The sequence below is a fragment of the Nonlabens sp. Asnod3-H03 genome, assembly GCF_045063665.1.
Classification (GTDB): domain Bacteria; phylum Bacteroidota; class Bacteroidia; order Flavobacteriales; family Flavobacteriaceae; genus Nonlabens; species Nonlabens ulvanivorans.
Window position 1 is genome coordinate 406,301 of sequence record NZ_JBEFOD010000008.1, and the last position, 12,346, is coordinate 418,646.

A 12,346-nucleotide genomic window follows, 5' to 3' on the forward strand; every position below is an offset into this window, starting at 1 on the left:
GCGCAAGATATATCTTCTTAAATTTTAATCAATTAGAGAATTGTATTTGTATTATTACCGTATATTTGCGCCCTGTTTAACAAACCCTATTAATTAATTATTCAATTTAAACATGACTAAAGCAGATATCGTATCTAAAATTTCAGATAAGTTGGGAATGGAAAAGACTGATGTACAGGCAGCTGTAGAATCTTTCATGAATGAAGTAAAAGGTTCCTTAGAATCTGGAGAGAATGTATATCTACGTGGTTTCGGAAGCTTTATCGTTAAGACAAGAGCTGAGAAAACTGGACGTAATATTTCCAAGAATACAACGATTAAAATACCAGCTCACAATATACCAGCATTTAAACCTGCTAAAGTATTTGTAGAAGGTGTGAAAACAAGAGTAAAAGTTAAGTAAAAATATAAGAGATATGCCAAGCGGTAAAAAAAGAAAAAGACATAAGGTAGCAACCCACAAACGTAAAAAGCGTCGTCGCGCTAACCGTCACAAGAAGAAAAAGTAGTATTTCACTACTTTTTCTTTTTATATCAAAGTCTGGTACAGTTGTCACCTTTTAAATTGCACACTTTAAGAAAAGTCGTGTTGGTACCTTGTACTATATGAGGAGCCACTTTACCTTTTGATATAAACACAACCTTAAGTTCATTGACATAGAGTTATAGGGATATAACTCGTATCGTTATAGGTATGATATCTATAACATTATTTAAAGTATAACTTTTTCTATAATCCTTACGTGATTATAGAACTAACAATTGGAATCATGGATAAAGAAATTATTATCCGTTCCGGTTCTACTAAGGTCGACTATGCACTTACTAAAAATGGTAGGTTAGTCGAGCTACACCAAGATGAAGATGAAAATAAATTTGCGGTAAGCGATATATTTATTGCCAAATCTCGCAAGGTCTTATCTGGTCTTAATGCCTCATTTGTAAATGTAGGTTATGAAAAAGATGGTTTTTTACACTATCATGATCTAGGACCACAATACCTTACCCAATTTAAATTCACGAAGCAAATTCTGAGCGGTAGACGCAAGAATTATGCATTAAAAGATATTAAACTAGAAAAGGAATTAGAAAAATCAGGCAGCATTACAGATGTAGTTGCACCTAACCAACCTATTCTAGTACAAGTAGTTAAAGAACCTATCTCCACAAAAGGACCTAGACTAAGCGCAGAGCTTTCTATCCCTGGTAGATATGTAGTTCTCGTTCCTTTCTCAGATCGTATTTCTATTTCTCAAAAAATAGAAGATCGTGAAGAAAAGAGCCGACTTAAAAGACTTGTTAAAAGTATTAAGCCTGCAGGCTTCGGCGTAATAGTACGTACCGTTGCAAAAGGTAAACTAGTAGCAGAACTGGATCAGGACTTACAGAACCTTATCACAAAATGGGAAAATATGTGTGCTAAATTGCACAAAGCAAATTTTCCTTCTAAAGTAATGACTGAAGTCAGTCGTACTAATTCAATTATGAGAGATGTTTTTAATGACACCTACACGTCTATTGTTGTAGACGATGAAGAAGTATGTTCTGAAATCAAAGATTACCTTAAAACTATCGCTCCTCACAAGGAGTCCATCGTTAAATATCACAATCCTCGCACACCTGTTTTTGAAAAATATGGTATTGAGAGACAAATAAAAACGTCATTTGGCCGTACGGTTTCAATGAGCAAAGGTGCTTACCTTATCATTGAACATACTGAGGCTATGCACGTTATTGATGTTAACTCTGGAAATAGATCTAACAAAGCAAATAGTCAAGAAGACACTGCTCTAGAAACTAATCTTATCGCCGCTAGTGAAATAGCGCGACAATTAAGATTAAGAGACATGGGTGGTATTATAGTTGTTGACTTTATAGACATGCGCCAGGCAGAAAATAGAAAAAAACTCTATGAACACATGCGAGATGAAATGTCTGAAGATCGTGCTAAACACAAAATACTTCCTCCTAGTAAATTTGGATTAATTCAAATCACTAGACAACGTGTAAGGCAAGAAATGAATATCAAGACTCGTGAAGAGAATCCTGATGGCAATGGAAATGAAATTCAAGCTCCCATTCTTGTTATCGATAAGATAAAAGAAGAGTTAGAAAAACATTTAAAAAATGGACACAAAAAAGTGACGCTTAATGCGCATCCTTTTGTTGCGGCATTTATAACTAAAGGCTATCCTTCCATACGTTCTAAGTGGTTTATGAATCACAAAAAATGGATTAAAGTATCGCCTAGAGATGCTTACACTTATCTAGAATACAATTTCACAGATAAGGATGGTAAAGTACTCTAAACCTTTTGAAAACGCCTATAGACGCAAGTTTATAGGCGTTTTTTTATATAACACAGCTACTTAGATACTATTTACATAATACTATCTTTGCAATATGCAACAAGAAACTTTTACCGTTGAACAAGCTACTCGTGCTATAGAACGCTATTGTGTCTATCAAGAACGCTGTCATAAAGAGGTAGAAGATAAATTGCGTAAGATGGGAATGATTCAACTCGCGATAGATGAAATCATACCACATCTGATACAGCATAATTTTTTAAACGAAACTCGTTTCTCTCAAAGCTATGCGAGAGGAAAATTTCGCTATAAACATTGGGGACGTAATAGAATTATACGCGAACTCAAATTGCGCAAAATAGGAGAACGTAACATCAAAATTGCTTTACAAGAAATCACTCCTGAAGAATATGAGGTTTCATTTGATACGCTTTCGCGAAAGCGGTATGAACAACTACATAGTGAAAAAGATAAATATCGCAAACGTAAGAAACTAGCCGACTATCTTTTATACAGAGGTTGGGAAGGAGATTTAGTGTATGATAAGGTAAAAGAGCTTATTTCTTAATATTTAGCTTTTTATGAGTACGTGTTACAGCTTGCTGATTTTTATAATCAATCCAGTCTTGTCCTTTTTTACGACGCATGTAGTTATCATAATACCTCATGAATCCTAAATTATATAATGCCTTCCCTAGATTTTTTAACTTGCGTGGATAGCTGCGCAAACTTATAGAAAAACCTGGCGTTAGATAATGCATAAAATGCCAGTAACCTTCTGGCATATAGAGCATTTCACCATGATTTAATTCACATACATAACCTTGTGCTTGTTTTAAAGCAGGCCACTTTTCAAAATCTGGATTAGTAAAATTTATATCTTCTCGTGCTATTAATGAGTGTGGCACTCGATAAAGAAACTTACTCTGATCTGGTGGAAAAATGATACAGCGCTTTTTACCATGAAAGTGAAAATGCAATATGTTAGTAAAATCAATATCATAGTGCATAAAGACTCTTGAATCTGTACCACCAAAGAACATCATAGGCAAGCCTTTAATTAACCTCATGCCTAGTTTTGGGAACTTAAAATCACCTTGAAGAATAGGAACCTCACTTAATATATTATACAAGAAAATCCTGAAGTTAGTAGGCTTGCTTTTAAGCAGGTCCACATAATCTGCCATTTTCATTTCTGCATGAGCCTGATTAAAACCTTCATCATGCTTTACTGGTCTGTCATCATACAGCGGCACTGTTTTATCTCCTGCAACTTCCTTGATATATTCTAGATTCCATTTTTGATAAGCTGGCCAGTCTTCTGTTAGTTTTTCTATGACAACAGGACGCTGAGGCTTGAGATGATTTTTAACAAAATCTTCTTTACTCATTGTCCTAACTCGAGGTATGTCTTTCAAATTCAATTGCTGCATAGAAGATATAACGTAAAATTAATCTATCCAGTTTATGGAAATAGCACTTAAAATACTGGCAGAACTAGCTTTTTGCTGCTTTTGCAGCGAGTTTTGCCTCTTCATTACGCTCTATTTTATGATCTGGGCGCGTCCATTTAGGCTTTTCACCTAATGCTTTATATTCAGAATATTGAGCTTCCACTGTTTCTGGTTGTGCTTTTTTCACAAAAGGTTTCATAGGTTCTAAACCTAGAAGCTTAAACATTTCCATATCCTCATTTACATCAGGATTAGGCGTCGTTAATAATTTATCACCAGCAAATATGGAGTTAGCACCTGCAAAGAAACACATTGCCTGTCCTTCTCTAGTCATTTGTGTACGTCCAGCGCTTAAACGAACCTGCGTTTGCGGCATTACAATACGAGTAGTAGCTACCATGCGTACCATATCCCATATAGAAACTGGTTGTTGTTCTTCTAGCGGCGTTCCTTCTACAGCGACTAATGCATTGATAGGAGTACTTTCTGGTTGCGGACTTAAGCTTGCTAATGCCACTAACATTCCTGCACGATCTTCAGCACTTTCTCCCATCCCTATAATTCCACCACTACAAACCGTTACGTTAGTTTTACGCACGTTATCGATAGTATCTAGACGATCTTGATAACCGCGTGTAGAGATCACTTCTTTATAATACTCTTCACTACTATCTAAGTTGTGATTATATGCATATAATCCAGCCTCAGCAAGTCTGTGAGCTTGATTTTCTGTAATCATTCCTAGTGTACAACAAACTTCCATGTCTAGTTTGTTAATTGTACGCACCATTTCCAATACTTGGTCAAATTCTGGTCCATCCTTTACATTTCTCCATGCTGCTCCCATACATACACGAGAACTACCACTAGATTTAGCGCGTAAAGCTTGTGCTTTTACCTGTTGAACAGACATCAAGTCATTTCCCTCTACATCAGTATGATAACGAGCTGCTTGTGGGCAATAACCACAATCTTCAGGACATCCACCCGTTTTTATAGATAATAATGTAGAGACCTGTACCTGGTTAGGGTTATGTGATTCCCTATGAATTGTTGCCGCCTCATATAAAAGGTGCATTAATGGCTTGTTATATATTTCTAAAACTTCTTCTTTAGTCCAGTCGTGTCTCATAATCGTTCTATATACAGCGTAAAAATAGAAAAGTCAATCTTACTTACCTACTCAACGCCTTTTATTTATATATGTTTTTCTAACAATAGGCTCACTGCATTACCGCCAAAACCTGTTGCATTAATCAATATTTTTTGTGGATTCACCTCTTTGCCTCTAGGATTTGTAAAGGTAGATTCTAAGTAAGGAATAGTAAATAAGGTTGATTTATCAAACATTTCAAGCGCCATAGCTATACTTAAAGCACTACTAGCACCTAGTGAATGACCTAACTGCCATTTATTATTACACAATGTTGGATAATCATCTCCAAAAACCTCTTGTATTGCAGCAAACTCAGCCATATCACCCTTTATGGTACCTGGTGAGTGCGTGACAATTGCATCAACTTCTTCTAATGCTATATCACCCATCGCTCGTTTCATGGACTCTTGTAAACACTGACCATTCATAGAAACTGATGTTGCACTACTCAATTTTTCAATAGCAGCCCCATAACCTATTATTTTTGCCTGTGTATTTTCAGTAACTTTTCCAGAAAGCAAATAACAAGCAGCAGCTTCTCCCAATACCATAGTATTACCAGTCTTGTCTAAATCTAATGCTTTACAAGGATAAGTACTTTCTTGAGTGGCATAAATACGTAACGCTTTCATTTGCGCTATGGTAAACGGCGTTAAAGGAGCTTCTGATCCACCTACTATAAATTGATCTACCATATCACTTTCTATCCATGCGATAGCATTAAGTACTGCATGTGATGCCGTAGCACAGGTTATAGAATGTGAAAACGCAGTAGCGTCCACTCCTAGGTCCTGTGCTATCCATGTAGATATATTGCCTAATGTGGTTAATGGAGAGGATTGTGTTGTTGCTATTCCGCTTTCGCGAAAGCGTGTATAACTTTCTTCCCAGACACGAGTAGCACCGCGAGAAGAACCTATATTGATTCCTGTCTTACCTGCAGGAACTTTAATTTCTCTAGCGGCTAAAATGGCCAATAAAACAGATCGATCTAATTGACTATACCATTTAGATTCTGCCTGAAGTTCTTTTATTCTAACATCATGTAAATCGCTAATGGGCGCAACAAGATCATTACCGGAAACTAAAATAGCAGAAGAATCACTACTAAAACCTGCGGAAGATAATGGTGATACCACACCAGATCCGTTAATATAAATTGGGTTTTTCAATCTTATTTTATTCTATTGCAAAAATGCCCATACTTAAGTTTAAAACCGAGTAAAAGGCTATAAAAATTGGGCTTTTTTTGAAGTCATTTCATCCAGGAATACCAGTAGGGCTTTATAAAGTAACTCTAACTCTTGCGGTGATGTTGTAAATGGAGGCACAATGTAAATGGTCTTCCCTAATGGCCTCAAAAAAACTCCATGATTCATAAACCATTGAAAAATCTCATTACGTTTACTCCCATAACGTTCCATTTCTATAGCAAGATCAATTGCTAAAATAACACCACATGAACGTACTGAATCAACTGCGTTATGTGATTGATAAACCTTAATATGTTTTTTATGAGATTGAGTGATTAATTGAATGTTCTCTTGAATAGCATCAGATGTTAAGAGGTCGATAGCGGCGGCTGCAACAGCACATCCCAGAGGATTCCCTGAATAGGTATGCCCATGAAAAAAACCACGCGCTAGCTCATCATCATAAAAGGCATCATAAACCTTTTTTGTACAAGTGGTAATAGCCATAGGCATAATACCGCCAGTTAGTGCTTTTGAAAGGCACATCATGTCTGGCTTGTTAAGCATCGCTTCACTTGCAAAATTGTAGCCTGTTTTACCAAAACCAGTCATCACTTCATCTGCAATTGTTAAAACTCCTTTTTCTTGGAAACATTTTAAGACTTGACAAAGATGTTCTGGCCGGTGCATTTGCATGGCAGCAGCACCTTGTACTAATGGTTCATATATAAAAGAGGCCACTTGATTTTGAGTTGTCAGTTCATCAATTAGGTAGAGAACTTCGCTTAAATTTTCCTCTGTAGGAACAGGAATGCGTTTAACATCTATAAAAAAATCTTCAAATGGTCCATTATAAACAGATAGGCCACTGGCACTCATAGCTCCAAAAGTATCGCCGTGAAAGCCATTTTCTAAGGCAATTACTACATTACGTTTTTCTCCACGGTTGAAATGATATTGAAAAGCCATCTTTAGAGCAATCTCTACACTAGTAGAACCATTCTCTGAAAAGAATAATTTCTGTTGGTTATCCGGCAAGATACCGATCAGTTTCTTAGATAACCGCGCAGCAGGTTCGTGAGTCATTCCTGCAAATACAACATGATGTAATTCATCAACTTGTTTTTTAATTGCTTGAGTTAGCACCGGATTAGTATGACCATAGCTACAAGTATACCAACTTGAAATCGCATCAAAATAGGTCTTACCAGCCATATCAAACAGATAGTTCCCTTGCGCCTTTTTTATCGCAAGAGGACTATTTGCAGTTTTGTGCTGTGTTAATGGATGCCATATATGCTGGGCATCTAGTTTTTGAAGCTCTTTTAATGTCATATTGCTAATAGCTTTTCTCTCATCGTACGGGCAACTGCTGCAACACTATCATTATTTAATGAGTCTATATAAGATAAATGAGCTATAGTAGGAACACCAGTCATTTTTTCAATAATCTCTATAGTTCCTGATAACTCAACCTGATTATAAATCATACCAGCACACGATAGACCACGAGACCTTAAGACTTCAATACTCAATAAGGTATGATTGATACTACCTAGATAACCAGAACTAACTAGAATTACCTTATCCGTTGGCTGAATTAAATCTATAATCGTGTGTTTATCATTTAAAGGAACTAACAGTCCGCCAGCGCCTTCTATGACCAGATTGTTTTCCGTTTGCGGTCTTTTAATCTCTTCTAATTCTATCGTTATCCCATCAATAGCAGCAGCTTCATGCGGACTCATAGGTGTTTCTAAAAAATACCGCTCTTTATGAAACACAGTATCATTATTTGAGATCAATCGCTGCACTTCCATACGGTCCGAATGCTCTATTCCACCGCTTTGTATAGGTTTCCAGTAGTCTGCCTCTAACGCTTGAGTAATTGCAGCCGCCGCCAGCGTTTTACCTACATCTGTACTTATTCCTGTTATAAAATAACTATTCATTAAGATCAAATTTATGGGAGCAGTTCATACATTTATAATGCTTATCGCTTGAGAAAGGAAAAATGCTTAAGAGTACTGCTTTTAATCGTTCTGCAAAGGTAGTTGCTGTCATCACATCACCTTGTTCTCTTACGGCTCTTTTTTTACATTTAGGACATATTACCAGATGAGTAATACGTTGTGTAATTTCAGGGTTTGATTTCTCAATAAGCCCTATAGCTTTAATATAATCTTCTTTGTATACATCCATTTTTACACCACCTATCGCATTAGTGGCAAACGGATCTGTAGCAATGGTAAACTCATCTCTTAAAAAAACTGAGATATTTTCGCTTTCTAGTTTAGATTTAATGACTGCAGCCTCTGCAGGATAAGCAAATACAGCTATTGTTCTAAATTTGCTCATTTCTTTTTCAGAGATTTTGCAATGGTTTGAAGGACAAATTCACAGTCATCAATAGTGTTATAACTATGTAGACATAACCTTAATCGCTCTTGACCTTCTGGTACAGTAGGTGATAAAATGGCTCTTACATCATATCCTTTGTGTTGCAATTGACCAGCCACTTTTCTTACATTCTTGTTACCTGGTATAATACAAACTTGTATGGCGGTCTCGCTTTCGCGAAAGCGTAATCGCAATCCACTTTGCACCACTAGTTTATTGAACTGCTGTATTAAAATTTGTAATTTTTTTATATGTACATGCTGATTCTCGAGATGCTCATAACCAGCATTAATAGTTAAAAGAGCATGTGGCGGTAATGCTGTGGTATAAATGAATGTGCGACAAAAATTAATCAAGTATTGTACTAAATCACTACTACCTAATATGGAAGCACCATGACAACCTAACGCCTTACCATATGTTACAACCCTAGCAAAAACTTGATCTTCTAATCCTAAATACTGTACGAGACCTTCACCATTATGACCTATAACACCTAAAGCGTGTGCCTCATCAACAATAAGATAAGCATTATTCATTTTTGTAGTAAGCTGAGCTAATTCTACTAGTGGTGCTTGATCACCATCCATTGAAAAAACAGATTCAGTGATCACATAAACCTCTAGTTGTTCACCTTTTCCGAATTTATCTAGTAATATTTTTAAGTGATCAATATCATTATGTCGAAATTTAAGGGAACGTGCCATCGAAAGTTGAATACCATCCCTAATACTGGCATGTACTAACTCATCATATAAAATTAAATCGCCACGCTGCGCAACACTACTTATTAAACCTAGATTTGCGTCATAACCAGAGTTAAAAATGAGTGCATTTTCTGATTTATGAAAATGAGCGATACGATTTTCTAATGTATCAAATGCTTTACTATGTCCAGATAACAATCTAGAACCGGTGGCGCCATGTAGTAAGGTAGACTCCTCAACCATAGGGATTTTTGAAAAACCCAGGTAATCATTAGATGCAAAATCTATAAGATTGTTGTGCGATTTAAGTCTGCGCATATTTCCTGAGAAGTGTCGCATGCCTAGTTTGCGTAAGAGTTTATCTGGTAGCATGTGGCAAAAGTAAGGAGTAATCTGTTATCGAATCATAGTTATTATGGAATATGAACTATAGACAGTCCATCTTTTTTCTAGACATTACTTAACTGCACTAGTCTAGCTATTCAATGCTATACATTTGAACCTATTGATAATCTTGAGTACAGAGCTAATTGATTTTGTGTCCTTTAAAAAAATCTTATATTAGCATCACATTAATAACAACACGATGAAAAAAGCAATATTTATAGTGGCATTATGTTTAGGAACTCTAGCAAGTGCACAAACATTGAGCATGGATCTTACCAAAGCTCTTAAGAACGACGACACCACAGCCATTAATAGCTTAGTTACAGACAGTAACAAGGATACTTGTTATGAGGTTGGTAAATCCACTTCTTCACTTGCTCAACTAGCCATTCAAATGGACAGTGCAGATGTTTTACAGTTTTTAATTACTCAAAAGAATATCGATATTAACAATACATGTAATAATATGACGCCCTTAATGACCGCTGTTCAAATGGGACGTCCACACTTAGTGTCTATGTTATTAGACGCTGGAGCTGATAAGTCTTTAAAATTAGACGGAAAAACTGCAATGGATTATGCAACTGGAAATAACGCAGCAGCTATACAAAAGCTTTTGAAATAAAAAGTTTAATACTTACTTACTGGTGTTAAACTAAAAAAAGCCTCGATTCATAAGAATCGAGGCTTTTTTAATATCTTATAAAGTAAAGTATATTAGTCGGCTAATACGATTGCTTTATTATCTTTCATTTCTATAACTCCACCAGTGATGTGAAAATTAGTAGTTCCATCTTCTTTGGTAAATAAAGACGCAACCGTCTCTTCTAGTTCTACTTTACCAAAAATCTTTACAGCTCCTTTTACTAATAATGAAACAACAGGTGCGTGATTATCCAGCATTTGGAATTGTCCACTTATACCAGGAACCGATACAGATTCAACAGTACCGCTAAAAAGAGTTTGCTCTGGTGTTACTATTTCTAAAATCATCTTTGTTTACTTTTCAATTACAATAAAACAGTCGCGATAATCCTTTAATTACCGCGACTGCCATTGTTTGATTTATGATACCTCAGCAAGCATTTTTTCTCCTGCTTCAATTGCTTCTTCAATAGTACCTTTAAGGTTAAATGCACTTTCTGGTAAGTGATCTAACTCACCGTCCATAATCATATTAAATCCTTTGATAGTATCTTTAATGTCAACTAACACACCTTTAAGACCAGTAAACTGCTCTGCTACGTGGAATGGCTGAGATAAGAAACGTTGTACACGACGTGCACGGCTTACTGCAAGTTTATCTTCTTCAGATAACTCTTCCATACCTAAGATAGCAATGATATCTTGAAGTTCTTTATAACGCTGTAATAATTCTTTTACGTTTTGTGCGCACTCATAGTGCTCTTTTCCTAAGATGTCTGCAGTAAGAATACGAGATGTAGAGTCTAGTGGATCTACCGCTGGGTAAATACCTAATTCTGCAATTTTACGTGATAATACTGTAGTCGCATCAAGGTGAGCAAATGTTGTTGCTGGTGCTGGATCTGTAAGGTCATCTGCAGGTACGTATACCGCTTGTACAGATGTAATAGATCCTTTCTTTGTTGAAGTAATACGTTCTTGCATCGCTCCCATCTCAGTTGCTAGTGTAGGCTGATATCCTACCGCAGATGGCATACGACCTAGAAGTGCAGATACCTCAGAACCTGCTTGAGTAAAACGGAAAATGTTATCAACGAAGAAAAGTACGTCTTTCCCTTGTCCATCTCCAGCTCCATCACGGAAATACTCAGCAATAGTAAGTCCAGAAAGTGCAACACGTGCACGTGCTCCTGGCGGCTCATTCATCTGACCAAAAACGAATGTCGCTTTTGAATCTTTCATGATTTCCTTATCTACCTTTTGTAAATCCCATCCACCTTCTTCCATAGAGTGCATGAATGCATCTCCATATTTTATAATTCCAGATTCTAACATCTCACGTAGAAGGTCATTCCCTTCACGTGTACGCTCACCAACTCCAGCAAATACTGAAAGTCCACCGTGACCTTTTGCAATGTTATTAATCAATTCTTGAATCAATACTGTTTTACCTACTCCAGCTCCACCGAACAGTCCAATTTTACCACCTTTTGCATAAGGCTCAATAAGATCGATTACTTTAATACCAGTAAAAAGTACTTCTGTAGATGTTGAAAGATCCTCAAATGCTGGCGCTGATCTGTGGATAGATAAACCATCATCTCCTGTTTTAGGAAGGTTACCTAAACCATCAATCGCATCACCGATAACATTAAAAAGACGACCATAAACGTCATCTCCAATAGGCATTTTAATAGGGTTCCCTGTAGATTTAACAGCGGTTCCACGTGAAAGACCATCTGTTGAATCCATAGAAATGGTTCTTACAGTATTCTCACCGATATGAGACTGCACTTCTAAAACTAGAAGGTTACCATTAAGTTCTACTTCAAGAGAATCATAAATTTTAGGAAGTGCCCCTTGTGCACTGTCAAATGTTACGTCAACCACCGGACCGATGATTTGTGAAACGCTACCTGTAATTTGAGACATTATATAATGTTTTTAAACTTAAAAAGATACGGCTTCAAAAAGCCTTTTTTCAGTGGCGCAAAGATACTGCTTTCCTAATTATATAGACATCAGAATTTTCAATTTTTTTATAAGCTCAAAAATCTATTGGATTACAACTAGGATTGTTGAATCACGCTTACGC

General features: G+C 36.4%; 13 protein-coding genes. 4 read left to right on the forward strand and 9 right to left on the reverse strand.

Annotated features, from left to right (window positions below; translation table 11 throughout):
- Positions 1-112 precede the first annotated feature (112 nt).
- The 3 genes from ACJJVI_RS05045 (at position 113) to ACJJVI_RS05055 (ending at position 2,877) form a co-directional block, all read left to right on the forward strand.
- Entirely contained in the window at positions 113-403 is a 291-nt protein-coding gene (locus ACJJVI_RS05045) for an HU family DNA-binding protein (RefSeq protein WP_036583580.1), read from the forward strand.
- A gap of 367 nt (positions 404-770) precedes the next feature.
- Positions 771-2,309, forward strand: a complete 1,539-nt coding sequence (locus ACJJVI_RS05050; protein ID WP_036583578.1) for a ribonuclease E/G — start codon at positions 771-773, stop codon at positions 2,307-2,309.
- Between the two features lie 94 nt (positions 2,310-2,403).
- Positions 2,404-2,877 carry a regulatory protein RecX gene (locus tag ACJJVI_RS05055; protein WP_036583576.1) on the forward strand — a complete coding sequence of 158 codons (474 nt, stop codon included), beginning with the start codon at positions 2,404-2,406 and terminating at the stop codon, positions 2,875-2,877.
- Here ACJJVI_RS05055 and ACJJVI_RS05060 read toward each other — a convergent pair.
- From ACJJVI_RS05060 to ACJJVI_RS05090, 7 genes are all read right to left on the reverse strand, one after another.
- Positions 2,867-3,742: a cupin-like domain-containing protein gene (locus ACJJVI_RS05060; RefSeq protein ID WP_042244891.1), complete on the reverse strand. Its 876-nt coding sequence runs from the start codon at positions 3,740-3,742 to the stop codon at positions 2,867-2,869. The genes ACJJVI_RS05055 and ACJJVI_RS05060 overlap by 11 nt on opposite strands.
- 64 nt (positions 3,743-3,806) lie before the next feature.
- Positions 3,807-4,895 (reverse strand): biotin synthase BioB, encoded by a 1,089-nt coding sequence (bioB, locus tag ACJJVI_RS05065; RefSeq protein WP_036583571.1) that lies wholly within the window; start codon positions 4,893-4,895, stop codon positions 3,807-3,809.
- A gap of 65 nt (positions 4,896-4,960) precedes the next feature.
- Positions 4,961-6,091, reverse strand: a complete 1,131-nt coding sequence (locus tag ACJJVI_RS05070; RefSeq protein WP_317290382.1) for a beta-ketoacyl synthase N-terminal-like domain-containing protein — start codon at positions 6,089-6,091, stop codon at positions 4,961-4,963.
- 57 nt (positions 6,092-6,148) lie between these two features.
- Positions 6,149-7,447, reverse strand: coding sequence for an adenosylmethionine--8-amino-7-oxononanoate transaminase (gene bioA / locus ACJJVI_RS05075; RefSeq protein WP_405350812.1), 1,299 nt, complete (start codon positions 7,445-7,447; stop codon positions 6,149-6,151).
- On the reverse strand, positions 7,444-8,064 hold the full coding sequence (gene bioD / locus ACJJVI_RS05080; protein ID WP_405350814.1) for a dethiobiotin synthase: 621 nt from the start codon (positions 8,062-8,064) through the stop codon (positions 7,444-7,446). The genes bioA and bioD overlap by 4 nt, the downstream gene beginning before the upstream one ends.
- On the reverse strand, positions 8,057-8,470 hold the full coding sequence (locus tag ACJJVI_RS05085) for a hypothetical protein (RefSeq protein WP_036583564.1): 414 nt from the start codon (positions 8,468-8,470) through the stop codon (positions 8,057-8,059). Before ACJJVI_RS05085 ends, bioD begins: the two co-directional genes overlap by 8 nt.
- On the reverse strand, positions 8,467-9,591 hold the full coding sequence (locus tag ACJJVI_RS05090; RefSeq protein WP_405350817.1) for an aminotransferase class I/II-fold pyridoxal phosphate-dependent enzyme: 1,125 nt from the start codon (positions 9,589-9,591) through the stop codon (positions 8,467-8,469). Before ACJJVI_RS05090 ends, ACJJVI_RS05085 begins: the two co-directional genes overlap by 4 nt.
- Positions 9,592-9,805: 214 nt before the next feature.
- On the opposite strand from ACJJVI_RS05090, the gene ACJJVI_RS05095 reads away from it, so the two are divergent.
- Entirely contained in the window at positions 9,806-10,231 is a 426-nt protein-coding gene (locus tag ACJJVI_RS05095) for an ankyrin repeat domain-containing protein (RefSeq protein ID WP_036583560.1), read from the forward strand.
- Positions 10,232-10,323: 92 nt separating this feature from the next.
- On the opposite strand, the gene ACJJVI_RS05100 is transcribed toward ACJJVI_RS05095, so the two are convergent.
- Together ACJJVI_RS05100 and atpD are read right to left on the reverse strand one after the other, a co-directional pair.
- A complete protein-coding gene (locus tag ACJJVI_RS05100; protein ID WP_036583558.1) occupies positions 10,324-10,599 on the reverse strand; it encodes a F0F1 ATP synthase subunit epsilon in 276 nt (91 codons plus the stop codon).
- A 72-nt stretch (positions 10,600-10,671) separates the two neighbouring features.
- Positions 10,672-12,183 carry a F0F1 ATP synthase subunit beta gene (gene atpD / locus ACJJVI_RS05105; protein ID WP_036583555.1) on the reverse strand — a complete coding sequence of 504 codons (1,512 nt, stop codon included), beginning with the start codon at positions 12,181-12,183 and terminating at the stop codon, positions 10,672-10,674.
- Positions 12,184-12,346 lie beyond the last annotated feature (163 nt).